The sequence below is a fragment of the Microbacterium sp. MMO-35 genome, from assembly GCF_037147555.1.
GTDB lineage: Bacteria > Actinomycetota > Actinomycetes > Actinomycetales > Microbacteriaceae > Microbacterium.
Window position 1 is genome coordinate 402,124 of the sequence record NZ_JBBCVH010000001.1, and the last position, 25,011, is coordinate 427,134.

22 protein-coding genes and 1 tRNA gene are annotated in these 25,011 nt (G+C 72.5%); 10 read left to right on the forward strand and 13 right to left on the reverse strand.

The genetic code is table 11. The features are described 5' to 3' along the window. Positions 1-74: 74 nt before the first annotated feature. Entirely contained in the window at positions 75-1,490 is a 1,416-nt protein-coding gene (locus WFJ01_RS01780; RefSeq protein ID WP_336628027.1) for an MFS transporter, read from the forward strand. Positions 1,491-1,611: 121 nt separating this feature from the next. Here the strand turns inward: WFJ01_RS01780 and WFJ01_RS01785 are convergent, their stop codons facing one another. Further along, on the reverse strand, positions 1,612-2,304 hold the full coding sequence (locus WFJ01_RS01785; RefSeq protein WP_336628028.1) for a TetR/AcrR family transcriptional regulator: 693 nt from the start codon (positions 2,302-2,304) through the stop codon (positions 1,612-1,614). 78 nt (positions 2,305-2,382) lie between these two features. Between WFJ01_RS01785 and WFJ01_RS01790 the strand changes: the two genes are divergently transcribed. Further along, positions 2,383-3,351 (forward strand): alpha/beta fold hydrolase, encoded by a 969-nt coding sequence (locus tag WFJ01_RS01790; protein ID WP_336628029.1) that lies wholly within the window; start codon positions 2,383-2,385, stop codon positions 3,349-3,351. A gap of 22 nt (positions 3,352-3,373) precedes the next feature. Here WFJ01_RS01790 and WFJ01_RS01795 read toward each other — a convergent pair whose 3' ends face one another. After that, positions 3,374-3,961: a MarR family winged helix-turn-helix transcriptional regulator gene (locus WFJ01_RS01795; protein WP_336628030.1), complete on the reverse strand. Its 588-nt coding sequence runs from the start codon at positions 3,959-3,961 to the stop codon at positions 3,374-3,376. A 192-nt stretch (positions 3,962-4,153) separates the two neighbouring features. On the opposite strand from WFJ01_RS01795, the gene WFJ01_RS01800 reads away from it, so the two are divergent. Next, positions 4,154-4,984, forward strand: a complete 831-nt coding sequence (locus WFJ01_RS01800; protein WP_336628031.1) for a MarR family winged helix-turn-helix transcriptional regulator — start codon at positions 4,154-4,156, stop codon at positions 4,982-4,984. 132 nt (positions 4,985-5,116) lie between these two features. Continuing rightward, positions 5,117-6,028: a helix-turn-helix transcriptional regulator gene (locus WFJ01_RS01805; RefSeq protein ID WP_336628032.1), complete on the forward strand. Its 912-nt coding sequence runs from the start codon at positions 5,117-5,119 to the stop codon at positions 6,026-6,028. A gap of 179 nt (positions 6,029-6,207) precedes the next feature. On the opposite strand, the gene WFJ01_RS01810 is transcribed toward WFJ01_RS01805, so the two are convergent. The 8 genes from WFJ01_RS01810 to WFJ01_RS01845 all read right to left on the reverse strand — a co-directional run bounded on the left by WFJ01_RS01810 (position 6,208) and on the right by WFJ01_RS01845 (position 16,789). Further along, positions 6,208-7,407, reverse strand: a complete 1,200-nt coding sequence (locus tag WFJ01_RS01810) for an MFS transporter (RefSeq protein ID WP_336628033.1) — start codon at positions 7,405-7,407, stop codon at positions 6,208-6,210. A 91-nt stretch (positions 7,408-7,498) separates the two neighbouring features. After that, on the reverse strand, positions 7,499-8,164 hold the full coding sequence (locus tag WFJ01_RS01815; protein WP_336628034.1) for a hypothetical protein: 666 nt from the start codon (positions 8,162-8,164) through the stop codon (positions 7,499-7,501). A gap of 1 nt (position 8,165) precedes the next feature. After that, the gene (dcd, locus tag WFJ01_RS01820) at positions 8,166-8,771 is read right to left on the reverse strand and encodes a dCTP deaminase (protein WP_251443208.1); all 606 of its coding nucleotides are present in this window, start codon (positions 8,769-8,771) and stop codon (positions 8,166-8,168) included. A gap of 4 nt (positions 8,772-8,775) precedes the next feature. Continuing rightward, a complete protein-coding gene (locus WFJ01_RS01825; protein WP_251443211.1) occupies positions 8,776-9,489 on the reverse strand; it encodes a response regulator in 714 nt (237 codons plus the stop codon). Next, complete coding sequence (locus WFJ01_RS01830; protein WP_295034393.1) at positions 9,486-10,796, reverse strand: sensor histidine kinase; 1,311 nt, start codon at positions 10,794-10,796, stop codon at positions 9,486-9,488. The genes WFJ01_RS01825 and WFJ01_RS01830 overlap by 4 nt, the downstream gene beginning before the upstream one ends. After that, positions 10,793-14,611, reverse strand: a complete 3,819-nt coding sequence (locus WFJ01_RS01835) for an efflux RND transporter permease subunit (protein ID WP_336628035.1) — start codon at positions 14,609-14,611, stop codon at positions 10,793-10,795. The genes WFJ01_RS01830 and WFJ01_RS01835 overlap by 4 nt, the downstream gene beginning before the upstream one ends. A 412-nt stretch (positions 14,612-15,023) precedes the next feature. Then, complete coding sequence (locus tag WFJ01_RS01840) at positions 15,024-15,848, reverse strand: ABC transporter permease (protein WP_295034391.1); 825 nt, start codon at positions 15,846-15,848, stop codon at positions 15,024-15,026. Next, positions 15,845-16,789, reverse strand: a complete 945-nt coding sequence (locus WFJ01_RS01845) for an ABC transporter ATP-binding protein (protein ID WP_251443220.1) — start codon at positions 16,787-16,789, stop codon at positions 15,845-15,847. Before WFJ01_RS01845 ends, WFJ01_RS01840 begins: the two co-directional genes overlap by 4 nt. A gap of 183 nt (positions 16,790-16,972) precedes the next feature. Here WFJ01_RS01845 and WFJ01_RS01850 point away from each other — a divergent pair. The 3 genes from WFJ01_RS01850 (at position 16,973) to WFJ01_RS01860 (ending at position 18,558) form a co-directional block, all read left to right on the forward strand. Beyond that, positions 16,973-17,046: transfer RNA gene (locus tag WFJ01_RS01850), tRNA-Gly, on the forward strand. Positions 17,047-17,214: 168 nt separating this feature from the next. After that, entirely contained in the window at positions 17,215-17,532 is a 318-nt protein-coding gene (locus tag WFJ01_RS01855) for a DUF2853 family protein (protein ID WP_251443366.1), read from the forward strand. 111 nt (positions 17,533-17,643) lie between these two features. Then, the gene (locus WFJ01_RS01860) at positions 17,644-18,558 is read left to right on the forward strand and encodes a cyclase family protein (protein WP_336628036.1); all 915 of its coding nucleotides are present in this window, start codon (positions 17,644-17,646) and stop codon (positions 18,556-18,558) included. A gap of 59 nt (positions 18,559-18,617) precedes the next feature. On the opposite strand, the gene WFJ01_RS01865 is transcribed toward WFJ01_RS01860, so the two are convergent. Beyond that, complete coding sequence (locus WFJ01_RS01865) at positions 18,618-18,770, reverse strand: hypothetical protein (protein ID WP_251443372.1); 153 nt, start codon at positions 18,768-18,770, stop codon at positions 18,618-18,620. Between the two features lie 207 nt (positions 18,771-18,977). Between WFJ01_RS01865 and WFJ01_RS01870 the strand changes: the two genes are divergently transcribed. Beyond that, positions 18,978-19,514 (forward strand): GNAT family N-acetyltransferase, encoded by a 537-nt coding sequence (locus WFJ01_RS01870; protein ID WP_336628037.1) that lies wholly within the window; start codon positions 18,978-18,980, stop codon positions 19,512-19,514. A gap of 96 nt (positions 19,515-19,610) precedes the next feature. Further along, complete coding sequence (locus WFJ01_RS01875) at positions 19,611-21,254, forward strand: acyl-CoA dehydrogenase family protein (RefSeq protein ID WP_336628038.1); 1,644 nt, start codon at positions 19,611-19,613, stop codon at positions 21,252-21,254. A gap of 5 nt (positions 21,255-21,259) precedes the next feature. Here WFJ01_RS01875 and pntB read toward each other — a convergent pair whose 3' ends face one another. Next, on the reverse strand, positions 21,260-22,657 hold the full coding sequence (gene pntB, locus WFJ01_RS01880) for a Re/Si-specific NAD(P)(+) transhydrogenase subunit beta (RefSeq protein ID WP_251443382.1): 1,398 nt from the start codon (positions 22,655-22,657) through the stop codon (positions 21,260-21,262). Next, entirely contained in the window at positions 22,654-24,195 is a 1,542-nt protein-coding gene (locus WFJ01_RS01885) for a Re/Si-specific NAD(P)(+) transhydrogenase subunit alpha (RefSeq protein WP_336628039.1), read from the reverse strand. The genes pntB and WFJ01_RS01885 overlap by 4 nt, the downstream gene beginning before the upstream one ends. Before the next feature lie 341 nt (positions 24,196-24,536). Between WFJ01_RS01885 and WFJ01_RS01890 the strand changes: the two genes are divergently transcribed. Next, positions 24,537-24,974, forward strand: coding sequence for a hypothetical protein (locus WFJ01_RS01890; protein ID WP_292882771.1), 438 nt, complete (start codon positions 24,537-24,539; stop codon positions 24,972-24,974). The last annotated feature ends 37 nt before the right edge of the window (positions 24,975-25,011 follow it).

Below are 25,011 nucleotides of genomic sequence, written 5' to 3' on the forward strand. Positions count from 1 at the left end.
CCCCGCCGCCGACCGCGCTCCTGATTCCGGCGCGCCGCTACCCTCCGTTCACCCCCACCCACGAGACTTCCTGCATGAGCAACGGCGATCATCCCGAACCCCAGGCGGCCGCGAACAGCGGAGCCGTCGCTGTGGTGGGTCTCGAGCTGCGCGGGGACGAGCCGGCGCCCAAGAAGCAGGTCTACTCCTGGGCGCTCTGGGACTGGGCGACGCAGCCGTTCCACTCGGTGATCCTGACCTTCATCTTCACGGCGCTGTATCTGACGTCCGACGCGTTCCTGCCTGCCGGGCTCGCCTCGCTCCCCGACAAGGACCCGGCGAAGATCGCCGGGATCGCCGAGCTCACGAGCGGCCTCGGGCTCGGCGGCACCATCGCCGGCTTCGCGATCCTGCTGCTCGCCCCCGTGCTCGGACAGCGCGCCGATGCGGCGGGCCGTCAGAAGCTGTGGCTCGGGATCGGCACCGGCGCCCTGATCCTGTGCATGCTCGGGCTCTGGTTCGTCACGCCGAGTCCGTCGCTGTTCTGGCTGGGGGTCGCGCTGATCTCCGCCGGCGTGGTCTTCAGCGAGATCGCCTCCGTGAACTCGAACGCGATGCTCATCTCGATCGCGAACTCGAAGACGGTCGGACGGATCTCGGGCCTCGGCTGGGGCTTCGGCTACCTCGGCGGCATCGTCGCGCTCGTGCTGGTGATCGTGTTCTACATGGCGGACTGGTTCGGACTCTCCGCGGACGGCGGGCTGCCGTTCCGCATCATCGCGGTGGGATGCGCGGTGTGGGCGATCGCATTCTCGATCCCGATCTTCCTGAACGTGCCGGAGCCGTCGCTGGGCCGGGCGGACCGGAAGGTCGGCTTCTTCGCGTCCTACGCGCTGCTCGTGAAGGACGTGATCGGGCTCTACCGCAACCCGAGCACGCGCACCACGTTCTGGTTCCTGGTCGCGAGCGCCGTGTTCCGCGACGGCCTGGGAGCGGTCTTCACCTTCGGCGCCGTGATCGCGAGCACGGTCTTCCATTTCACGTTCATCGAGCTCGTGACCTTCGGGGTCGCGGCGAACCTCATCGCCGGCGTGTCCACGATCCTGGCCGGACGTCTCGACGACCGCTGGGGTCCGAAGCGGCTGATCCTCATCTCGCTCGCCAGCATGTGCGTCGCGGGCATCGCGGTGTTCGCCCTGGTCGACACCGGGCCGATCGCCTACTGGGTCGGCGGTCTGATCCTGTGCGCGTTCGTCGGTCCCGCGCAGTCCGCAGGGCGGTCGTTCCTGGCCCGGGTCACCCCGGCGGGCCGCGAGGGCGAGGTCTTCGGCCTCTACGCCACGACGGGCCGCGCCGCGAGCTGGATCGCCCAGGGCGCGTGGACGCTGCTGATCATCCTGACCGGCAACACGAGGTTCGGGATCCTCGGGATCGTCGCCGTGCTGCTCGCCGGGCTCCTTCTGCTGCTGCCGGTCAAGGAGGCGCGGAGCAGCGTCCGCCTCTCGCACTAGAGCCGCTTCCCGACGCTCGGGTCGCACTCTCTGCGCCGAACGACGGCTCTGAAGAGCAGATAGTGCGACCTGAAGCAGATCCCGGGCCCGTCCGCGGATCCGGCGACGGATCCGGCTCCGGCTACCCGTCCAGCGGCACCAGGAGCGCCGGCTCGGCACCCGCCGCGCGCAGCCGGTCCCGCATCGCACGAGCCGCCAGCAGATAAGGGCGCTCGTCCTGCAGCAGCAGCGACCTCGAGTTCGCCTCCTCGTTGAGCGCCGCGAGCTCGAACGCGAGCAGCTCGGGATCCGTGCCTTCGGCGAGCTCCCCCGCGGCGATCGCGAAGCGCGCCTGGGCTTCGAGGTAGCCGTACCAGTCCACGAGCGCGGAGCGAACCGCGTCGCGCACCGGACCGGGCTTGGAGTCGACGTCGGCGGCCGTCGCGGCGAAGAAGCAGCCGCCCGTGAACACCCGGTCGCGAGAGTAGTCCAGCGCGTTGCGCAGCAGCGCCGAGAGCCTCTGCACGCCTCGCGGGGCGGTGCGCGCCCGCTCGACGATGAGGGCGGTGAAGACGTCCCTCGCCGCCGCGACGGTGGCCAGCTGCAGCCCCTCCTTGCTCTGGAACAGGGTCGCGATGCTGCTCTTGCCGCGGCCGGACGCCGTGGCCAGCCGCCCGATCGTGAGCCCGTCGAGACCGTCGACCGAGGCGAGGTCGGTGGCGCTGTGCAGCACCGTGCGCCGGGAGGCGTCGCCGCGCGTGCGCCGCCCATCCGCGGCGGGGCGCGACGAGGCCGTCGCGCTCTCACGCGGATCCTGACCGGCGGGCTTCGACATGCCCCTAGTGTACGTACGATCGTTCGCGTAATCTACGTATGAACGTACGTATACTTTTCGCTCGCCGAAGGAGACCCGATGCCCGCCACCGCCCGACTCCTCGCCGCCGGCGTCCGCGCCTCCGGTCCGATCCTGCCCGCGCTGTCGGCCCGGCTCGCGCTGCGCCTGTTCTTCACGACCGCGCCCCGCATGGCCGTGCGCGATGCCGACCTGGCCACGCATCGAGAGGCACGCCGCGAGCGGATCCTGCTCCGCGGATCCGAGGTCGTCGCCTACCGCTGGGGTCGCGGCGAACGCGCCGTCCTGCTCCTGCACGGCTGGCAGGGGCGCGCCTCCCAGTTCGCCCCGCTCGTGCGCGAGCTCGTGGCCGAGGGCTTCCGAGTGACGTCGTTCGACGCCCCGGCGCACGGCGCGTCGGGCGGCAGCGACACCGACCTCCGCGACTGGGTGGAGGTCGCGTCGCTGCTCGAACGCACCGACGGGCCTTTCCACGCGATCGTGGGTCACTCGTTCGGCGGACTCGCCGCCCTCACCGCGGCGCGTACGAGCACCCCCGCACCCCGGGTCGCCGTGATCGCGGGCGCCGCGTCGCCGGCGGCGTTCCTGGCGGAGTTCTCCCGGGCGCTGCGGCTGAGCCCCGCGGTCGCGGAGCGGTTCGAGCGCCGGTTCACGGCGCGCTTCGGGCTCGACGCCGCCGGGGTGGCCGCCGCCTACGACGCGGCGCGGAATCCGCTCCCCGCGGAGACCGCGCTGCTCGTGGCCCACGACCGCGCCGATCGCCGGATGCCCGACGTCGATGCGCTGCGTCTGCATGCGGCCCACGGCGACCGGTCCACGCTGCTGCGCACGGACGGCCTCGGGCACAACCGGATCCTGCAGGCCGACGCCGTGCTGGACGCCGTGCTCGATCTCGCCCGCACCGATGCCGATCCGTCACCGTCGCCATCGCCGCGCCTGCGGACAGAGCGCACCGTCCCGCCGATCCCGGACCTCCGCGATGGCGTCCGGCGCGACAGCGGAGCACCGCACCCCGCGACCGCGATCTGAGCCCCGGCCGGCGCGAGGGCGCTCAGCTCCAGTTCGCCGCGACTTTGGCGAGCAGGCGGGCGAACTCCGCCTGCTCCTCCGCCGTCAGCGCCGACATCGCACGACGCAGCATCTCCCGCCGGTCCCCCCGTACGCCCCTGCCGAGACGCCGCCCCTCATCGGTGAGCACGATGCGGGTGCGCCGGGCGTCGTCCGGATCGGCCTCCCGACGCAGCCAGCCGCGCTCCACGCCCTGCTGCACCAGGCGGGACGCCCTCGGCTGGTCCACGCCGATCGCCTCGCCCAGCGCGCTCACGCTGAGCGGACCCGACGCCAGCGCCTCGAGCATGCGGACGCGCGCGGGGGCCTCCCCTCGCACTCCACTCCAGACTCCGACACCCTCGGATCCGCCCTCGCGCCGCCGCCCGTGCGGCCCGCGGTGCATCCCCTCGTGATCCCCGTGCGCGCCGTACGGACCGCCGTGCCCGTGGAACCCGTCGTGCGCGCCTGCGGCGTGCGGATCCCCGAAGCGATCGTGCGCGCGCGGCGGCCGGGGCCCGCGCCCGCGCAGCAGCCCGAGCGCGGCGACGATCGCGTCGAGGGGATCCGGGTTCTCAGCGTCTTGAGGCACGAGCTGATTTTACATGCGACTTGACATGGATCCCAATTGCATGTCACACTGCATGTACATGCCAGATGACAAGCATTGACAGGATCCTCCCTCCGCTCACGTCGTTCCCGTCGGGAACACCGGGGGGCTCGGGGCCCTGCCGCCGCCCGAGGGCGTGAGCCGACGTCATCCTCAGACCAGCACAGGAACACCATGAACACCTCAGAGAACACACCCGAGAACGCATCCTCCGACCAGAGCCGCCCGTTCGGCTTCTGGATCACCGCCAGCGACCGCCTGCTGGCGGCCCGGTTCGCCACCGCCTTCGAGGACGAGGGGATCACCCGCCGCGAGTGGCGGGTCCTCAACGTCGTCGACGGCACGGTCCCGGTCGGCCGCGAGCTCCCGGACCGCGCCCTGCGCCCGCTCCTCGATCTCGGCTGGATCGAGCGCACCGCCGACGGGTGGGCGCTCACGGCCGACGGCTCCGCCGCCCGTGCTCGGCTCAGCACCGCCGTCGAGGAGATCCGCGACGAGGTCGCCGCGCTCCTCGACCCGGAGGAGTTCGCCACGATGGCGGCCTCCCTCGAGAAGCTCGCCCGCGGGCTCGGCTACGAGGAGGGCATGCGCCTCCCCCGTCGCCGCGGCACGCGTCGCGACGGCGACCGCGACCACCGGCGCGAGCATGGGCACCACCGGCACGGGCGCTCCGCCCACGGCGAGCACCGCGACCGCGACGGGCGTCACGGGCACGGCGAGCACTCCGCTCCGTGCGAGCACGCCGGCCACCACGGGCGTCACGGCCACGGCGAACGCCGCCACGGCGAGCGCACGGCGCACGACGAGCGGGCCGGTTTCGGCCGGTTCGCGGTCCAGCCCGGTTTCGATCGGTTCGCCGAGCAGCCCGGCTTCGGCCGCGAGTGGCTGCGCCGCGAGCACGGCCACGGCGAGCACGCCGGCGGCAGGGGGCCGCGCGGCGGACACCACCGCCACGCCCCCGCTCACCTCCACATCCACCTGCACGACGGCCGCCACAACGGCTGATCGCATCCCCTGCGGCCCCCGCGTCCTCACTGGCGCGGGGGCCGTCTCCGTTCTCCCGTCGAGCGCCGGCGAGTCCGACCGCCTTCCTCAGCACGCGGAATACGCTTGCCGCGCACGCTGTTGCCCCCTGGCATGACCCTTCTCGCGCCCGGCCCGTCGCCCGCGGCCGTCCCGGGTGCGGCTGCGCCGTCCGGGGGCGCGGTCGAGGCCCTTCTCTCCGCGATCGACGTGCAGTTGCGCCGGCAGGTGCGGATCGCACCGGATCCGGCTGAGACCATCGCGCTCGACCGGGACGCACTGTCGATCGTCTACGTCATCGACGGCGCGGTGCACACCCGCTGCGGCGACAAGCCGCTGTCGCTCGCCCAGGGCGACGCCCTGCTCACCCCGGGCCGCGTGCCGATGTCGGTCAAGACCGACCCGGGGACGCGGATCCTGGTGTCGACCCTCACGCTCGTCCCGCACGCGAGGCACATCGCGGACGCACTGCCCGATGTGGCGATGGTGCGCGATTTCGCCCACCACGAGCCCGCCGCGGCCGCTCTCGCCTCGCAGGTCGGGCTCGACATGACGACGCTGCCCGTCGATCCCTCGGCGATCCAGGAGGCGAGCCGCGACGGCGATGCGGTGATCTGCCGCATGATGGCGAACACCGTGCTCGTCTCGGTGATCCGGGCCTGGGCCGCGCACGGCTGCGCCCCCGCCGGCTGGCCCGCGCGCACCAGCGATCCGTTCCTGGAGAAGGTGATCGAGGCGATCCACGCCGCCCCGGGCAACGACTGGAGCGTCGAGGGGCTCGCCAGCGTCGGCGCCATGTCCCGCACGGTCTTCGCTGAGCGGTTCCGCGCAGCCTTCGGCGTCTCGCCGGCCAGCTACGTGACCGAGGTGCGGATCCGCGCCGCCCAGGACCGGCTGGTGCTGGGGTGCCTGGTCAGCGAGATCTCCCGCGACCTGGGCTACAGCTCGGATGAGGGCTTCAGCCGCGCGTTCCGCCGGCGCACCGGGCAGACGCCCACCGCCTGGCGCGAGGCCCGCACGGCCTGAGGCCGCGGGCTCCCTGTCGCGCCGCCGACCCATCGATCGGGCCGCGCATGACAATGCCGGATCCCGCGGGCTCCCCGCCGTCGATTCTGAAGGACGATGGCAACTTCTGAGGATGGATCCGCCCGGGTCCTCCTTCAGAATTGGCATCGTCCTTCGGAACTGAGGGACCGCCGCCCGGGTCAGCGGGCGCGGCCGGCGAGCCCGAACAGCACGGCGCCGACGACGAGCACGACGGCACCGATCGTGTACACCTGGGCGATGCCGATCCCGTCCACCAGCGCCCCGCCGACGGCCGCCGCCGTCATGATCGCCGCCTGGAAACCCATGACGACCAGGCTCCCGCCCGCCTCGAGACGGTTGGGCATCCGGTGTCCGATCCAGGTGTTCACGATGAGCAGCCAGGAGGCGAAGAAGAAGCCCCAGAGCAGCACGATCGCACCGATCGCGAACAGGGATCCCGACAGCAGGATCAGCAGCAGCACGGTCGCCGCCATCGCGAGCGGCGCGATCACGGCGAGCACGCGGTACGCGCGATCGACGAACATCCCGAACACGATGTTGCCGACGAAGCCGCCGACGCCGAACAGGGCGAGCAGCACGATGACGGTGCTCTCGCCGATCACGGCGCCTCCGTCCTGCACGCGCTCCAGCGCCAGGCGGATGTACGTGTAGGCCAGGAAGTGCCCGAGCACCACCAGCACGTGCCCGACGATGCCGAGCCCGATCCCCGGACGACGAACCGTCTCCACGAGGGCGGACAGGCGCGCGGCGCCCTCGGCCGGAACCGACGGCAGCAGGATCCGCAGCGCGACCGCGAGCACCGCGGTCGCGCCCGCGGCGATCCCGAAGACGCCGCGCCAGTCGACCGCCTGGCTGAGCAGCACACCCAGCGGAATCCCCGCCACGGTCGCCAGCGTCGTGCCGGCCGTGGTGAACATGACCGCGCGGCCAAGGCGCTCGGGGCCGGCGATGCGCGCGGCGACCGTCACCGACATCGACCAGAACCCGCTGAGCGCGCCGCCGAGCAGCACCCGGGCGAGCAGCAGCAGCAGCAGGCTCGGAGCGACCGCCACGATGATGTTCGACACCGTCGCGCCGACCGCCATCCACACGAGCAGCGAGCGCCGGTCCAGACGCGGCAGCATGAGCCCGATGGTCGGGGCGACGATGAGCCCTGCGAGGGCGGTCACGGTCACCATCTGCCCGGCCTGCCCCGGGGTCACGCCGATCTCCGCGGCGATGTCGGTGAGCAGACCTCCGGGGAGGAATTCGGCGGTGACGAGCAGGAAGCTCGTCGCCATCATGACGAGCAGCGCGCCGTAGCGCATCGGCTGCGGGCCGACGCCGGAGGCGAGAGGCACGGGTGCGGTCGTGGTCATGCTTCCAGCCTTCCGTGCGCGCGACGTCCGCGCCCGATCATGCGTCCGGCCGATCCGACCGATCGTCCGGATCGCGGTCCCTGTGCCGCGGTCAGAAGAGCGGAGCCAGGGCCGGGAACGAGGCTGCGGCCACCGGGAACGGCCAGGCGCCGTTCGCGACGAGCACGGCGATCAGCACGATCGCGCCGATGAGCAGCACGGCCAGGAAGAGGAAGACGAGCGCGACGAGGCCGAAGTATCCGCCGCCGCCTCGTTCCGGGGCAGGCGGCGGCCCGGGACGCTCGGGCGGCAGCGCGGGGAACGGAGACAGCCCGTCCGAGGCGGCAGGAGCGGGAGCGGAGTGCGGCGCCGGGGGCCCGACGGCTACGACCGCGGGGGGCGGCGCCGTGGGCCCGGGAGCCGGCTCCTCCGGTCCGGGAGCCGACTCGCCGAACAGAGCGGGATCCGGATCCGCGAGGATCGCGGCGAGACCCGGGGTCTCCTCGGCGGGAGCCGCCTCCTCCGGGGTCGCAAGCAGGTCGGCGAGCGCGGCGCTCTCCTCCGCGGGGGCGATCTCCGGGTCGGCCAGGAGGCCGGCGAGGCCCGCGCTCTCGGCCGCGGGCGCGTCGGGATCGGGCGCGGACGACGGACCGGGGTGCGACGCAAGCGGATCCGGCACGTCCGACGCGAGCGGATCCGGAGCGTCCGGTGCGAGCGGATCCGGCGCGGCCGACGCGCCCGGGTGCGACGCGAGCGGATCCGTCTCCTCGCCGGACACGTCAGGCCCCCGTGGACCCCGCGTCGGTGACGCCGACGTCGGTGCGGTGGAAGTTCTGGAAGGAGCGCGACGCCGTGGGCCCGCGCTGCCCCTGGTAGCGGTTGCCGTACGGCCCGGATCCGTAGGGGTTCTCCGCGGGGGACGACAGCTGGAAGAAGCACAGCTGCCCGATCTTCATGCCCGGCCAGAGCTTGATCGGCAGGGTCGCGACGTTCGCGAGCTCGAGCGTGACGTGACCGGTGAAGCCCGGGTCGATGAAGCCGGCCGTGGAGTGCGTGATGAGGCCGAGGCGCCCCAGCGAGGACTTGCCCTCGAGGCGCGCGGCGATGTCGTCCGAGAGCGACACCTGCTCGAAGGTCGCGCCGAGCGCGAACTCGCCCGGATGCAGCACGAACGGCTCGTCCGGGTCCACCTCGATCAGCCGGGTCAGCTCGGGCTGGTCCTCCGCCGGGTCGATGAACGGATACTTGTGGTTGTCGAAAAGGCGGAAGTAGCGGTCCAGCCGCACGTCGATGCTCGACGGCTGGATCATCGACGGTTCGAGCGGATCCAGTCCGATCCGCCCCGCGTCCAACCCCGCCCTGATGTCCCTATCGCTCAGCAGCACGGTCTCAGCGTAGCCGCTGCGCATCGGGCGGATCGGTCAGGCCGTTGCGGAACGCATAGACCACCGCCTGCACGCGATCGCGCATGCCGAGCTTCTGCAGCACCCGGCCGACGTGCGTCTTGACCGTCGACTCGCTCAGCCACAGCGCCTCCGCGATCTCCGCGTTGGACAGACCCTGCACCAGGGCGTCGAAGACCTCGTGCTCCCGGTCGGTGAGGACTTCCAGCCGGGCGGCGGCGACGCGTCGATTCTCGGAGCGGGCGCGGAGAGCGGGATCCTCCGCGGCGCGGGCGAGGTCGGTGAAACGGCGCAGCAGCTCCGAGGTGACGCGCGGGGCGAGCACCGCGTCCCCCGCGGCGACGGCCCGGACCGCGGCGACGATGTCGTCGGCGTCCGAGTCCTTGAGGAGGAACCCGCTGGCGCCGGCGTCGATGGCGCCGAACGCATAGGCGTCGAGATCGAAGGTCGTGAGCACGAGCACCCGGGTCCCGTTCCCCGCGCGGACGAGTTCCCGCGTGGCGTCGAGGCCGTCCATGCGGGGCATCTGCACGTCCATCAGCACCACGTCCGGCCGGTGCACCCCGGCCAGGGCGACCGCCTCGATGCCGTCCTGGGCCTCCCCGACGACCTCGATGTCGGGCTGCGCCGCGAGCACCATCGCGAGCCCCGCGCGGATGAGGGTCTGGTCGTCGGCGATGAGCACCCGCACGGTTGTCATGAGGCGCTCCGGGGCAGGTCGAGCCGCACCGTCCAGCCACGGCCGTCCCGCGGGCCGGTCTCGAGCGTGCCGCCGTAGAGCGCGGCCCGCTCGCGCATCCCGAGCAGCCCGCGGCCGACGCGCACCGTCTCCGCAGCAGCGCCCGTGCGCTCGGTGCCCGCCCGCCCGTCGTCGCGGATCTCGGCGCGGACCGCCGCGGCGTCGATGCTCACCGCCACGGTCACCTCGGTCGGGGCGTCCGCGTGGCGCAGCGCGTTCGTGAGCGACTCCTGAACGACCCGGAACACGGTCATCTGCAGCCCCGCCGGGATCTCCTCGGCCTCACCGCCGCCCGAGGCTCCCTCGACGGACCGCGGTGCGACGACCACGTCCAGCCGCACCGGCAGCCCGATCCCCCGGTAGACCTCGGCGAGGCGGGGCAGATCCTCCAGCCCCGTGCCGCTGCGCGAGGGCTCGCGTCCGCTCGGCCGTTCGAGCACCCCGAGCACCCGCCGCATCTCGTCGAGAGACGAACGGGCAACCCCGCCGATCTGCCCGACGGCCTCGCGGGCCCGATCCGGATCCGCGTCGAGCACGACCCGGGCCCCGTCGGCGAGCCGCACGATGACGCTGAGCGAGTGCGACACGATGTCGTGCACGTCCCGCGCGATCCGCGACCGCTCGGCGAGCGCCGCCAGCTGCGCCTCCTGATCGCGCTCGTGCTCGAGGATCCTGGCCCGCTCGACGAGCGCCGCGACGTAGCGGCGGCGGTTGCCGGCGTTCTGCCCCCACAGCAGCGCCACGAGCAGCACCAGCAGGTCGAAGGCGACATAGGTGAGAGCCGTCTCCAGGCGGCTCTCCGAGCGGCTCACCGGCAGGAGGCCGAAGCCGGTGAGCAGGTGCAGCACACCGAGGGCGAGACTGACGGCGTAGGCGACCGCACCGGCGATCCAGGCCCGCGCGACCGTGTCGTAGACGGCGATCGCGAACACCGCGTAGGCGGTCGCGAACCGCCCCACGTCCAGCGAGAATGGCAGGAGCACCAGCGGCAGCGTCACCGCGACGGCGAACACCAGGACCGGGTTGCGCCGCCGGAACAGCATCATGAGCGTCGCGATGATCACGACGACGACCAGACCCAGCCCGAGGCCGAAGGGCGTGGTCGTCCGCGGCGCCGTGGCCGCGGCCGAACCTCCGGGGGCGGCGCTGAGCATCGGCACCACGGTGAGCACCATCCAGCTCGCCGTCGTCAGCGCGTCCGCCGCACGAGGATGGCGCTGCCAGCGCGACGCGGCCCGGTCCAGGGCGCGCGCGGAGCCGTCGGTCACGTCGCCAGTCTCCCACGGTCCCCTGACCCGCCGATGCCCCGATCCGCATCGCGCGCGGTCGGCACCTCGGCCGCGTCCGGCGCCCCGGCGGTCGTCGGCGCCTCCTCGGCGACGGCGGACTCGAACACCTCGACGCCGCCCTCGCGGCGCGTCCGGCGCTCCTCGCGGCGCTCCTTCCTGCGGCGCCGCCGGTCCCCGCGTCGCTCGTACAGCACGACGAGCGCGGGAACCAGCAGCAGCGTCAGCACCGTGGAGGACACCAGTCCGCCGATCACGACGATCGCCAGGGACTTCGAGATGAACGCCCCGCCGCCGGTGACGCCGAGCGCCATCGGGATGAGGGCGAAGATCGTGGCGCAGGCCGTCATGATGATGGGCCGCAGCCGCAAGCGGGCTCCGTGCACCACCGCGTCGTCGAGATCGGCCCCGTCGCGCCGGTACTCGTTGATGAGGTCGATGAGCACGATGGCGTTGGTCACCACGATGCCGATCAGCATCAGCATGCCGATGAGCGCGGGGATCCCGAGGGGCGTGCCCGTCAGCAGCAGACCCGCGATCGCGCCTGTCGCGGCGAACGGCACCGAGACGAGCAGCAGGAGCGGCTGCACGAGCGACCGGAACGTGGCGACGAGCACGATGTAGACGAGCGCGATCGCCGCGAGCATCGCCACCCCCAGCTCGCCGAACGACTGCGCCTGCTCGGTCGCCGCGCCGCCCTCGCCGAGCGTGACGCCCGCGGGCAGGTCGGCCTTCGCGACCGCCGTCTGCACGCCGTACGCGGCGGTGGACAGGTCGGCGCCCTCGGCGGGCGTCGCCGAGATCGTCACGGCCCGCGCACCGTCGATCCTGGTGATCGTCGCCGGCGCGGCGACGACCTCGACGGTGGCGATGTCGCCCACCCGGATCGGCGTCGCCCGCAGATGCTCGAGATCGCGCTGCGCCTGCGTCATCCGATCGGTCTCGGCCTGCTGCCGGGCCCCGTCGGCGATCGCCGAGCGCGCGGCGGAGATCTGCTCGTCGAGTCCGGTGAGACTCGATTCCGCCCCGGCGACCGCCTGGGTGAGCTGCTGCACGAGCTTCTGGTACTCGAGTGCGCTGAGCTGACCCTGCGTGGCGGGCTGCGAGTCGGCGGGCGGCGGCGAGGCGAGGAGCGCGGCGAGCTGCTCCCGCAGATCGGCGAGCTGCCCCGCTCCCGAGGAGCGCGCGTCGTACAGCTCGGAGAGCTGCTGGTCGGCCTTGGCCTCCGCCTCGCGGCGCGCATCGGCGGACATCGCCTCCTGCTCGCGCTGCAGCGCGTCGGTCGCATCCTTCTGGGTCTTCTGCGCCTGCAGCGCGGAGATCGGCAGCGGCAGCGCGGCGATCGCCGCCGGGTCGGTCGCCGACGACTGCGCCCGCAGCACCAGGTCCCTGCTCGCCCCGTCGATCGAGACGGAGCCGAGCCGCTCACCCTGCACCGCGGCCGAGATCGCCGAGCCCACGTCGGCGGACGTGAACCCCTGCGCGGCGGCCCGTGCGGGGTCGACCGCGACCTTGAGCACCGGGAGGTCGGCGGCGAGGTCGCTCGAGACGGTGCCGATCCCGTCGACCTTGCCGAGCGACTTCGTGAGCGCATCGGCGGCCGCGGCGAGCGCCTTCTCGTCCGGGCTCTTCACGATCACGTCGATCGAGGAGGACGTGGCCTCCGTCGCCTGGGTCGAGACCGTGATGCGATCGGATCCGGGAAGGCCGGCGACCGCGGACCGGATCCGCTTCAGCACCGCCTTCGGATCCGCATCCTGAGCGATCACGAGGTCGACGGTCACCGGCGCGCCCTGCTCGCCCGCCGTGGTGCGGTAGGACGCGACGCCGTCGAGCCCGCCCACCTTCTTCTCCAGCGCGGTCGCCGCATCGTCCGCGACCGTGAGCGTGGTGTCCAGCGGCATCTTCTGGGTGACGGTCACCGCACGCTCGTCGACGAAGCTGCCGAGCATGTCGGTCTTCAGGAACCCGGCCGAGATGAGCGTGCCGGCGAACACCAGCACCGAGACGAGCACGACGGTCACCGGGCGGCGCAGCGCGAACCGCAGCGACGGCAGATAGGCGCGCTGCATCCTGGTCACGCGCTCGGCGCCGTCGGCGGGCATCGACGCCTCCGCGGTCAGCGCCCCCACGCCGGCCGCCTCGCCCTCCGCGGCCATCGCCCCCGCGCCGACGGCAGCCCTGCCGGCGCCGCCCGGCCCTTCGGTGGCGTCTCGCGCGTCGTCCGCCGTGCGGAGATCCTCCGCGGCGCCGTCTCGGGCGCCGCGCTCTGCAGTGCCGTCCTCCGCCGCGACGCCTTCCGCGGCCGCTCCCTCCGCCCTCCGGGCGGGCTTGCGCATGAACCAGTAGGCCAGCACCGGGACGATCGTCAGCGAGACGAGCAGCGAGGCCAGCAGCGCGATCGTCACCGTCAGCGCGAACGGACGGAACAGCTCGCCCGCCACGCCTCCGACGAGGGCCACCGGCAGGAACACCGCGACGGTGGTGAGGGTCGACGCCGTCACCGCTCCGGCGACCTGCCGCACCGCCGCCAGCACGTCGGCGGGCGTGAGCCCCGTGGATCCGCGCCGGCGCGCGATGTTCTCGATCACGACGATCGAGTCGTCCACCACGCGGCCGACCGCGACGGTGAGCGCCGCGAGCGTGAACACGTTGAAGGAGAACCCGCCCACGCGCAGCCCGATCACCGCGATGAGGAGGGAGAGCGGGATCGACACCGCCGTGATCACGGTCGCCTTGGGCGAGAGCAGGAACACGAGGATGATGAGCACCGCGAAGACGAGGCCGAGACCGCCCTCGACCGCGAGGTCGTGCGTGGACTTCTCGATCATCGTGGACTGGTCGAACAGCACCGAGCTCTTCGCGGCGCCCCCGAGCGTCGGGAGGGCCTTCGCCACGGCGGCGGTGACCGCGTGCGAGACCTGCACGGCGTTCGCCTCGGGGGTCTTGGTGATCGTCAGGCTGAGCGCCGGCCGTCCGTCCGCGCGGGAGATCGTGCTCTGCGGGACCGGGGCGAGCTCGACCTTCGCCACGGCCGACAGGGCCACCGGACCCTGCAGCGTCGGGATCGGGATCGCCGCGATCTGCTCGACCGACGTGCCCTCCTGACCGACCTCGATCGCCATGGTCCGCTTCCCGTCGGTGCTGGTGCCCGCGGGCACCACGACGCCCGCGGTGCGCAGCAGCCCGGAGACCGCGGCCGCGTCGATCGAACGCGCGGAGAGCTGGGCAGGATCCAGCGTGACCAGCACACGCTGCGGGGTGCGGCCCGACACCTGTACCGCGCGCACCCCCGGCACGTGCTCGATCGCGGGCACGAGCGTCTTGTCGACCCGGTCGGCGAACGCCTCGAGGTCGCCGTCGCCGGTGATCGCGAGGCTCTGCACGGGGATGTCGGCCGAGCTTCCGGCGTAGACCTCCGAATGCACGCCGTCGCCCGCCGTCGCGAGGGCCGCGGTCGTCGCGGACTTCAGGTCCGCGAGGATCTTGGCGTCGTCGCGACCGAACGCCCAGGTCACCGTCACCTGCCCGCTGCCGCTCGAGGTGCTCGCCCGCACCTCGTCGATCCCGGCCACGGCGCCCAGGGCCCCGGACAGCGGGGCGACCACATCGTGATCGAGCGTCTCGGCCGACGCACCGGGCTTGGTCACCATGACCATCGCCGCGGGCTGCGACATCGACGGCAGCAGCTCCTGCTTCATGCTCCCGGTCGCCCAGAGGCCGATGCCGACGATGAGCACGGTGAACAGCGCGACGACGGCACGGTTGGCGAGGCTGAGACGGGTCAGCAGGGTCACGGATCCTCCAGGCGATCACGGGCGGGCGCAGGGCACCGCGACTGCCGCGGGCTGCGACGAGCCGTACCTTCAGCAAACCCGTCACGGGCGGTCCGCCGCATCCGCTTCGGGGAGGATCCACCCCGTCCCGGGGTCGTCCTCAGGTACCACATCCGCAGCTCCGGCCCCACATCGGGTACCGGTCCCGCCCCGGCTTCGCGCCCTTGCCCGGCCGGCCCCGCTCGGCCCCCGGCATCCGCATACCCGCCCTGCCCGCACAATTCAGGCCAGACCCGAGCACCCGGTGCTGGAAGGGCCGGATCCGCCCTCGACCCGCGACCCCAGCCTGAATTGCGCGCCGGGACCACCCTCCACGGACGACGGCGCCCCCTCCGCGCGGTGCGGAAGGGGCGCCGTCGGCGGAACCCGCGGATCAGGCGTCGCGGGAGCGCAGCACCACCCAGGATCCGAGCAGCCCCGCCGCGACCCAGGCGCCGAGGGTGAGGAACGCGACGCCCGCCGAGAGCGCGGCCGTGTCGCTGGGCAGGATCGCGCTCTGCGCCGCAGAAAGCGGCAGGTAGTTCGCCGCGTCCAGCACCCACTTCCAGGACTCCCCGCCGAAGGCGAAGAAGTTCGACATGATCGGCAGCACGAACAGCAGGCCGACCGTCGCGGCGATCGCCCCGGCTCCCGAACGCAGCAGGAAGCCGAACGAGACGCCGATGAGCGCGCACACCGACATGGTCAGGGCGGCGGAGAGCAACGGCAGGATCACCTTGTCCGGCGTGCCCCACTCGAGGCCCCCGCCGTGGGCGCCGAGGATCGCCGAGACGATCACGGCGGCGACGACGAACATCACGAGCGACGCGAGGAAGAGGAACACCGCGAGCACGACCGCCTTCGCGACCAGCACCCGTCCGCGCCGCGGATCCGCGGTGAGCGTCGAGCGGATCATGCCCGTGGAGTACTCGCCGGTGACCGCGATCGCGCCGAGGATCCCGGCCAGCAGCGCCGTGAACTGGATCGGCATGACCACGGCCGTGATGCCGTTGATCGCTCCGGCCTGCGGACCTGCGGATGACGACATGGCGAAGGCGATCAGAGCGGCGATGCCGATCGTCAGGACCGCGGTGATCGCGATGGACCACCAGGTGGACCGCAGCGTGGCGAGCTTGATCCCTTCGCTGCGCAGCGTGCGCGGCAGGGTCAGCCGGTAGCCGCCCGAGCGGACGGATGCGGTGGGGGCGACGGCGCTCATGCGACCACCTCCGGGATCGGGGCGCCGGCCTCGGGCACGGCGCGGGTGCGGTATTCGACGGCGTCGCCGGTGAGGGCGAGGTAGGCGTCCTCCAGCGAGCCGCTGGTGGGGGTGAGCTCATGCAGCGGGATGCCGCGCTCGGCGGCGAGATCCCCGATCCACCACGCCTCCGGGCCGCTGACCTCGATGATGTCGTGGGCGGTGCCGGTGACCACGGCGCCGGCGGCGACGAGCAGCTCGCCGAGCTCGACGACGCGGGGGCTGCGCACGCGCACCTGGGCGGTCGTCCATTCCTGCACCAGCTGCGACAGGGGCGCATCGGCGAGCACGCGGCCGCGACCGAGGACGATGATGTGGTCGGCGGTCTGCGCCATCTCGCTCATGAGGTGACTGGAGAGCAGCACCGTGCGCCCCTCCGAGGCCGCGTGGCGCACGAAGTTGCGCACCCACAGCACGCCCTCGGGGTCGAGTCCGTTGACCGGCTCGTCGAGGATGAGCGTGTGCGGGTCGCCGAGCAGCGCCGCGGCGATGCCGAGCCGCTGACCCATGCCGAGCGAGAATCCGCCCGCGCGCTTGCGCGCCACGGATCCGATGCCGGTGATCTCGATCACCTCGTCGACGCGCGACGCGGGGATCCCGTGCGTCGCCGCCATCGCGCGCAGGTGGTTGCGCGCGGAACGGCCGGTGTGCACGGCCTTCGCGTCGAGCAGCACGCCCACCTCGGTGAGCGGGGCGCGCAGCCCGCGGTACTCCTGACCGTTCACGCTGACCCGGCCCGCGCTGGGGCGGTCGAGGCCCACGATCATGCGCATCGTGGTCGACTTGCCTGCGCCGTTCGGGCCGAGGAAGCCCGTGACCGTCCCCGGACGCACGGTGAACGAGACGTCGTCGACGGCGGTCTTGGGTCCGTATCTCTTGGTGAGGCCCTCTGCGGTGATCATGCCTTCGACGCTAGGCGAGCCCGCCGCCTCGCCGCATCCGTCTGGAGGATGACTCGGGGTATCCCCGTGGATGACTCCGGGAAACCCGAATGGCGAGCGGGGCTGCGGGGACGCGGCGGGCCGCACCCCGCGGATCGCGGAGTCGCGGACGTTTGTTATGCTGGCCAGGCGTCACCGACGCACGGGGCTGTAGTTCAATGGCAGAACTTCTGCTTCCCAAGCAGACAGCGCGGGTTCGATTCCCGTCAGCCCCTCCACTCCCGCGCGTCCGCGGATCCCCGCCACCGGCGCTCCCCGCCGCAGAGCCGAGCGGATCCGCACCCTGCACCGCCGGTTCCCGATCCGCGTCTGTTGCTGTTCGGATCCGGAGTCTAGGATCTCTGGCGAGCGAGGCATTCCGCCGAGCCGGAGCGAAGGAGTTCCCTATGGCCGACTGGGCCGCTGACGTCAAGATCTACCGCCCCAACGCCGATGACGCGGCGATCGAGGGTCTCCTCAAGACCTACCGGCTCGTGATGAGCAGCCAGGACTCGGCCTACGTCGCGTTCTCGGACGCCGACGAGGTCGCGACCGTCAAGACCAACTTCCTCAAGGGCAAGCTCGGCCTCACCGAGTCGGACGCCGTGCTCGACGCCGCGCTCGACGAGGTCAAGGAGACGATGAAGGCGGACCGCACGAAGAGCCGCATCACGGTCTACTACCTGCTCGCGGAGAAGTTCGGCAAGCTGGGCGACTTCCACTGAGCGCCTGCTCCACCGCCTGACGAAGGGGCCGCATCCGCGCGAGCGGGTGCGGCCTCCTTCGTCGTCCGGGATCGGACGCCGGAGCGCGCCGTTCCTCGCCATACTGGCCTCATGGCCTCCCCCACCGAGCATCGCGCGCACTTCGGCTTCGACATCGCCTTCGCCAACGGCGGAGGGATGCACGGCGAGGGATTCCGGCTCGACCTGCCCTCCCCCGATCTCGACGCCGACGCCGTCGGCCTGCTGCTGGTGCGCCATCTGGGACTCGCGCTCGTGGAATCGGTGACACTGCACGACCTCGAGATCGTCGTCGAGCCGCATCGCGGCAGTCGCGGCGTGGAGGCGCCGGCCGGCGCCGACCGGCGCATCGTCGACCTCTCGCACCCGATCCGCGCCGGTCTCATCACCTACCCCGGTCTGCCGGCGCCGACGATCACGCCGTTCCTCACCCGCGCGGACTCCCGGGCGAAGTACGCACCGGGCACCGAGTTCGCGATGGACGTCATCACGATGATCGGCAACACCGGCACCTACATCGACTCGCCGTTCCACCGCTATGCGGACGGCGGCGACCTGTCGTCCCTCCCGCTGGAGCGCCTCGTCGACCTGCCCGCCGAGGTCTTCCACCTCACCGACGCCTGGTCGGCCGATCGCCGCGGGATCGCACCGGAGACTCTGGCCGACCGCGACCTCCGCGGCACCGCGGTGCTGCTGCACACCGGCTGGGACCGTCTCTTCGGCACCCCGGAGTACGCCCACGGCGCCCCGTTCCTCACCGGCGCGGCCGCGCAGTCGCTCGTCGACGCCGGGGTCGCGCTGGTCGGCATCGACTCCCTCAACATCGACGACACCGAGTCCGGCGGCGAGCGTCCGGCGCACACGATCCTGCTCGCGGCGGGGATCCCGGTCGTCGAGCACCTCGCGAACCTGGGCTCGCTCCCGGCGCGGGGCGCCCGGTTCACCGCCGCCCCGCCCGCCGTCGCCGGCTTCGGCACGTTCCCGGTGCGCGCGCACGCGATCGTCTAGGACGGATCCCGCCCCGCGGGCGGGACCGCCGACGACCGGCCCGACAGGGGCCCCCGCCGTCAGAGCCCCTCGATCGACCCCTCGAACCCGATCGTCGTCTCGATCGTGGGCGGCGGGATCGGGCCGCCGTCGTCCTCGTCCACGGGCGGACCGGCGGAGGGGCGCTCCTGCTCCTCGGCCTGGTCCTCGAACTCCTCGTCGTCGTGACCCATCTCGTCCTCCTTCGCGACGGACGGGTGCGAGACGTGCGCGCTCAGCCGATCCGGCTCGGCCGGAGCCGGATCCCGCCCTCTCCCGGCAGAGTAGGTCGGCATCCGCGGGCGCACAAGGCCCCACGATCCCCGCCCCCTCCCCAGGGAAGCCCCGTCCCGGGAAGCCCTCGCCCCCGGGAAGTCGGATGCCCGGGGTAGCGTGACCCCATGTCCTCACGATCCGCCGTCACCCTCCGGGCCCGCACCGATGCCGACCTCGACGCCCTCTACCTGATCGCGTCGGACCTCGACACCTGGGAGGAGCGCAACCCCGGCCGGCCCGCGGCCCGCACACGGGAGGCCTGGCAGGCCCGCATGGTCGAACGCGACACGGATCCGGCGTACAGCCTCAACTTCGTCATCGACGTCGACGGCGAGGCGGTCGGCAACGTCGGCCTCTTCGAGGTGGACGAGCTCGCGCGGCACGCCGAAGTCGGCATCGCCCTCATCCCGTCGGCGCGCGGCAAGGGCATCGGCACCGAGGCCATGGCGCAGATGCTCGAGTTCGCCTTCGTGCGGGGCAACCTGCGCCGGGTGCATCTCGAGGTGATCGCGTCGAACGCCGCGGCGATCCGCTCCTACGAGAAGGCGGGCTTCGTCGTCGAGGGACACCAGCGCGAGCACGCCTGGGTGCGCGGCCGGTACGAGGACATCGTGCGGATGGGGATCCTGCGTTCCGAGTGGAGCGGCGCCCCCGCGGCCTGAGGCCGCGCCATCGTGCGGGAACGCGGAAGGGGCTCGCAGCCCGGCGGACCGTCGCCGTTGTAGCGTCGGAGCAGACCGCGATCGAAGGGGATCCGCATGGCGACGCACAGCGTGACGAACCAGGCTCCGGCGCGCGAGGACCTGGACGAGTACTCGCTCGACCTGCCCCTCGTCGAGGGCGTACGGCGGCACGGCGCGGCGTGGGCCGAGCCCGAGCTCATCGCGACCGGGACGCTGGTCGGATCCGCCGGATTCCAGCACGACGCGGAGCTCGCCGACGTGCACGAGCCGGAGCTCGTCGCGTTCGACCGCTGGGGCCACCGCATCGACGAGATCGAGTACCACCCCTCCTACCACCGCGTCATCGGCGCCGCCGTCGCCGCCGGAGCCCACACCGCCGCCTGGGCGGATCCGGTCCCCGGCGCACAGGTCGCCCGGGCCGCGCAGTTCCTGCTGTTCGCCCAGGTGGAGCCGGGGCACGCCTGCCCGGTCTCGATGACGCATGCGGTGGTACCCGCGCTGCAGCAGTTCGGGTCGGCCGGGCTGCAGGAGGAATGGATCCCGCGGCTGCTCTCCCGCGACTACTCGCCCGCTCTCGCGCCGGGCAAGACCTCCGCCCTGTTCGGCATGGCGATGACCGAGAAGCAGGGCGGATCCGATGTCCGCGCGAACCGGACATCCGCTGTGCCGGCCGGCGACGGATCCTGGATCCTCACCGGGCACAAGTGGTTCTGCTCCGCGCCGATGTCGGACGGCTTCCTCGTGCTCGCCCAGGCCCCCGCCGGGCTGAGCTGCTTCCTCGTGCCGCGCGTGCTGCCCGACGGCACCCGCAACCCGTTCCTCATCCAGCGCCTCAAGGACAAGCTCGGCAACCGGGCGAACGCGTCGAGCGAGGTCGAGTTCGACGGCACGGTCGGCCGGCTGGTCGGTGAGGAGGGCCGCGGGGTCCGCACGATCATCGAGATGGTCAACCAGACCCGGCTGGACTGCATGCTCGGCACGGCTGCCGGCATGCGCCAGGCCACGGCCGAGGCGGTCTGGCATGCGCAGCATCGCGTGGCGTTCGGCGCACTGCTGGTCGATCAGCCGGCGATGACGCAGGTGCTCGCCGACCTCGCGGTCGAGACCGAGGCCGCGATCACCGCGTCCCTGCGGGTCGCGGCCGCCTACGAGGCCGACGCCCCTGCGGCGGACGAGCCCTTCCGACGGCTCGCCACGGCCGTGCTGAAGTACTGGATCTGCAAGCGCGGACCCGGCCACGCGTACGAGGCCCTGGAGTGCCTCGGCGGCAACGGGTACACCGAGGCGTTCCCGCTCGCCCGCCGCTACCGCGAGCAGCCCGTGATGGCGGTGTGGGAGGGATCCGGCAACGTCATCGCGCTCGACGTGCTGCGCGCGATCGCCCGGGAGCCCGAGACCGCCGACGCCCTGTTCGCCGAGGTGCGTCTCGCCGAGGGCGCGGACGCCCGCCTCGACGCCCATGTCGCGGACACCGAGCGGCTGCTCCGGGAGGCGCAGCGCGACCCGGCGTCCGCCGAGGCGCAGGCCGGCGCGCGCCGACTCACCGAGGCCCTCGCCGTGGCGCTGCAGGGATCGCTGCTCGTCCGGCACGCCCCGAACGGGGTCGCCGACGCGTTCGCCTCGTCCCGCCTGGGCGGGTCGCGCGGGTTCCTCTACGGCGCCGCACCGGCCGCGGCGGCACGCGCGATCGTGGCGCGCGCCGCCGGGATCCCGGGCTGAGCCGCTCAGAGCGCCGCGATGATGTCCTCCACGCGCTGCTTGGCGTCGCCGAACAGCATCTGCGCGTTCTCGCGGAAGAACAGCGGGTTCTGCACGCCCGCGTAGCCCGCGGCCATCGAGCGCTTGAACACGATCACGTTCTCGGCCTCCCACACCCGCAGCACCGGCATGCCGGCGATCGGGCTGCCCGGGTCCTCGGACGCGGCGGGGTTGACCGTGTCGTTCGCGCCGATGACGAGCACCACGGAGGTCGACGCGAGGTCGTCGTTGATCTCCTCCATGCTCAGCACGATGTCGTAGGGCACCTTCGCCTCGGCGAGCAGCACGTTCATGTGGCCCGGCAGACGCCCCGCGACGGGGTGGATCCCGAAGCGCACGTCGACACCGCGCTCGCGCAGCTTGGACACGAGGTCGGCGACGGGGTACTGCGCCTTCGCGACCGCCATGCCGTAGCCCGGGGTGATCACCACGCTCTTCGCGGACGTGAGCATGTCGGCGGCGCCCTCCGCGGTGATCTCGCGGTGCTCGCCCTGCTCCTCATCGCCCGACGCGGATGCCACGATCCCGAAGCCGCCGGCGATGACCGACAGGAACGAGCGGTTCATCGCCTTGCACATGATGTACGAGAGGTACGCACCGCTGGATCCGACCAGCGCGCCGGTGACGATGAGCAGGTCGTTGTTGAGCAGGAAGCCCGCCGCCGCGGCCGCCCAGCCGGAGTAGCTGTTCAGCATCGAGACGACGACCGGCATGTCGCCGCCGCCGATCGAGGCGACGAGGTGCCAGCCGAGGGCGAACGCGAGCACGGTGATCGCGATGAGCAGCCACAGCTGCTGGTCGATCACGAACCACACCGTGAGCACCAGGAAGGCGACCAGGGCGAGGATGTTCAGCACGTTCTTGCCCGGCAGCATGAGCGGCTTGGAGGAGATCCGCGCCGAGAGCTTGAGGTAGGCGACGATGGATCCGGTGAAGGTCACGCCTCCGATGAAGATGCCGATGAAGACCTCGGCGTTGTGGATCCCGACCAGTTCCGGCGCGATCTCCGCGTGTGCGAGGTGACCGTTCCACCCGACCAGAACCGCGGCGAGGCCGACGAAGCTGTGCAGCAGGGCGATGAGCTCGGGCATGCCCGTCATCTCGACCACCCTGGCGCGCCAGAGTCCGATCCCGGCCCCCACGACCACGGCGACCAGCAGGAACACCAGTCCGATCACGGCGCCGCCGGACCAGGCGTGCGCGACGGTGAGCGAGACGGTCGCCACGAGCGCGATCGCCATCCCCGATACGCCGAAGATCACGCCGGAGCGCGCGGTCTCGTGCTTGCTGAGCCCCGCGAGGCTCAGGATGAACAGCAGTGCCGCGACGATGTACGCGGCGGTGGAGAGAGCCCCGACGGTCACTTCTGGCCGCCCTTCGTGAACATGGCGAGCATGCGGCGGGTGACCGCGAACCCTCCGAAGATGTTGATGGATGCGAGCAGCACCGCGACGGCGGCGAGCACCTGGACGACGGGATTCGGATCCGTGATCTGCAGCATCGCGCCGACCACGATCACGCCGGAGATGGCGTTGGTCACCGACATGAGCGGCGTGTGCAGCGCATGGTGCACCTTGCCGATCACGTAGAAGCCGATCACCACCGACAGGGTCAGCACGGTGAAGTGCTGCGGCAGCGGCGCGGGGGCGAAGGCGTTCACCGCGAAGAGCGCGGCGATGCCGAGCACGATGAGCAGCGCCTTGCGGCCTGCGGACATGCTCTTCTTCGCGGGCGCTTCGACCGGGGTCGAGGCCACGGGGGCCTTCGCCGGAGCGGCGGCGACCTGCACGGGGGGCGGCGGCCAGGTGACGGCGCCGTCGCGCACGACCGTGACGGAGCGCTGCACGACGTCGTCGAAGTCGATCGCGAGCACGCCGTCCTTGCCCGGTGTGAGCAGGGCGACGAGGTTGGCGACGTTCGTTCCGTACAGCTGCGAGGCCTGGGCGGCCAGGCGCGAGGCGAGGTCGGTGTAACCGAGGATGATCACGCCGTTCTCGGTGACGATGCGCTCGCCCGCGACGGATCCCTCGACGTTGCCGCCCTGGCCCGCCGCCATGTCGACGATCACGCTGCCGGGCTTCATCGCGGCGACGTCCGACGCGGTGATCAGCCGGGGCGCCGCGCGGCCCGGGATGAGCGCCGTCGTGATGATGATGTCGACGTCGGCGGCCTGCTCGGTGTAGATCTCCGCGGCGCGGCGGTCGTACGCCTCGCTCGTGGCCTTGGCGTATCCGTCCGCGGACTTCTCCACCGCCACGTCGACGGGCAGATACTCACCGCCGATCGAGGTGACCTGATCGGCCACCTCGGGACGCGGATCCGTCGCGCGCACGATCGCGCCCAGGCTCGACGCCGCGCCGATCGCCGCGAGGCCGGCGACACCGGCGCCCGCGACGAGCACCTTCGCCGGCGGCACCTTGCCCGCAGCGGTCACCTGGCCGGTGAAGAACCGGCCGAACTCGTGCGCGGCCTCGACCACGGCGCGATAGCCGGCGATGTTCGCCATCGAGCTCAGCACGTCCATCGACTGCGCGCGCGAGATGCGCGGCACGGCGTCGAGGGCGAGGGCGGTGATGCCGCGCTGGGCCAGGGACTCCACGAGGTCGGGACGCAGCGCCGGGGAGAGCAGCGCGATGAACGTCGCCCCGTCCGAGAGCAGGGCGATCTGCTCCGGATCGGGCGCCGTGATCGCGAGCACGATCTCGCTGCCCCACGCCCGCTCCCGTTCGACCAGCGTCGCCTCCGCGGCCGCGTAGGCCTCGTCGGGGTACGACGCGGCGGATCCCGCTCCGCGCTCCACGACCACCTGGTGGCCGAGCTTGCGCAGCGTCGCGACCGTCGCGGGGGTCGCGGCCACGCGCGCCTCGCCCACAGGCTCGCGCACGATGCCGATGACTGCCATTGCTACCTCCTCTGCGCCCGTCCTCTGCGACGGGCGATGTGCGCATCACTGCGCGGTCGGGCGGCCTCGCCCGGACAACCTGCTCAGAGTACTGAGCCGGCCGGCGGCGATCGCTGGACTTTTCGCGATCTTACGCACAAAGAATCGCGGATCTTTGCACCCTGGCAACGATGCGGACCTCCGCTCAGCCTGCGCGAGGACCCCGCAGGCGGCGGGCGCAGCGCGACCCCGGTCCGAACTCGATCACGATGCCCGCCGATCGCCGCAAGCCCCGCGATCCGACCCGAATCGACCGAGTTCGGAACGCCGCACGACGAGGACGTCGCCGTAGGCTCGAGGTCATGGCACCGGATCCGCGGCTCAGAGCACTACTCGGCGACTGGACGGGGACGGAGGAGCTCTTCCCCACGGCGTGGACGGATGCCGGATCCGCCCGAGGCGCCCTCAGCATCGAGCCCGGCCCCGACGGGATCCTGATCGACTACGTCGAGGCGCGCGACGGCGCCGAGGGTGCGCCGCTCGTCGCGCACGCGGTGATCGCCGGGGAGGGGTTCTGGTGGTTCGACACCTACGGCTTCACGCCCGCCGCCCCGGGGACGGCGGTCTGGGAGGACGACGCCCTGGTGCTGGACCGTCGCTCCGACCGCGGGCGCACGGTGACCCGGCTGCGCGTGCAGGGCGACCGGCTGCTGCTCGAGCTCGACACCGCCGTCCCCGCCGATGCGGAGCCGGCACCCCTCGTGCGCGGAACGTACGCCCGGCAGGCCGAGCAGTCCTGACCCGACCGGGGACGCCCCCAGGGCGCACCGACGACGC

Bases quoted from the DNA above. Each gene is read 5' to 3' on its own strand.
- WFJ01_RS01825 (WP_251443211.1), bottom strand. From the start codon at position 9,489: ATGACAACCGTGCGGGTGCTCATCGCCGACGACCAGACCCTCATCCGC.
- WFJ01_RS01860 (WP_336628036.1), top strand. From the start codon at position 17,644: ATGGCCTCCCCCACCGAGCATCGCGCGCACTTCGGCTTCGACATCGCC.
- WFJ01_RS01785 (WP_336628028.1), bottom strand. From the start codon at position 2,304: ATGTCGAAGCCCGCCGGTCAGGATCCGCGTGAGAGCGCGACGGCCTCG.
- WFJ01_RS01845 (WP_251443220.1), bottom strand. From the start codon at position 16,789: ATGATCACCGCAGAGGGCCTCACCAAGAGATACGGACCCAAGACCGCC.
- WFJ01_RS01805 (WP_336628032.1), top strand. From the start codon at position 5,117: ATGACCCTTCTCGCGCCCGGCCCGTCGCCCGCGGCCGTCCCGGGTGCG.
- WFJ01_RS01870 (WP_336628037.1), top strand. From the start codon at position 18,978: ATGTCCTCACGATCCGCCGTCACCCTCCGGGCCCGCACCGATGCCGAC.
- WFJ01_RS01810 (WP_336628033.1), bottom strand. From the start codon at position 7,407: ATGACCACGACCGCACCCGTGCCTCTCGCCTCCGGCGTCGGCCCGCAG.
- WFJ01_RS01865 (WP_251443372.1), bottom strand. From the start codon at position 18,770: ATGGGTCACGACGACGAGGAGTTCGAGGACCAGGCCGAGGAGCAGGAG.
- WFJ01_RS01840 (WP_295034391.1), bottom strand. From the start codon at position 15,848: ATGAGCGCCGTCGCCCCCACCGCATCCGTCCGCTCGGGCGGCTACCGG.
- WFJ01_RS01855 (WP_251443366.1), top strand. From the start codon at position 17,215: ATGGCCGACTGGGCCGCTGACGTCAAGATCTACCGCCCCAACGCCGAT.
- WFJ01_RS01800 (WP_336628031.1), top strand. From the start codon at position 4,154: ATGAACACCTCAGAGAACACACCCGAGAACGCATCCTCCGACCAGAGC.
- WFJ01_RS01780 (WP_336628027.1), top strand. From the start codon at position 75: ATGAGCAACGGCGATCATCCCGAACCCCAGGCGGCCGCGAACAGCGGA.
- WFJ01_RS01885 (WP_336628039.1), bottom strand. From the start codon at position 24,195: ATGGCAGTCATCGGCATCGTGCGCGAGCCTGTGGGCGAGGCGCGCGTG.
- WFJ01_RS01890 (WP_292882771.1), top strand. From the start codon at position 24,537: ATGGCACCGGATCCGCGGCTCAGAGCACTACTCGGCGACTGGACGGGG.
- WFJ01_RS01875 (WP_336628038.1), top strand. From the start codon at position 19,611: ATGGCGACGCACAGCGTGACGAACCAGGCTCCGGCGCGCGAGGACCTG.
- WFJ01_RS01790 (WP_336628029.1), top strand. From the start codon at position 2,383: ATGCCCGCCACCGCCCGACTCCTCGCCGCCGGCGTCCGCGCCTCCGGT.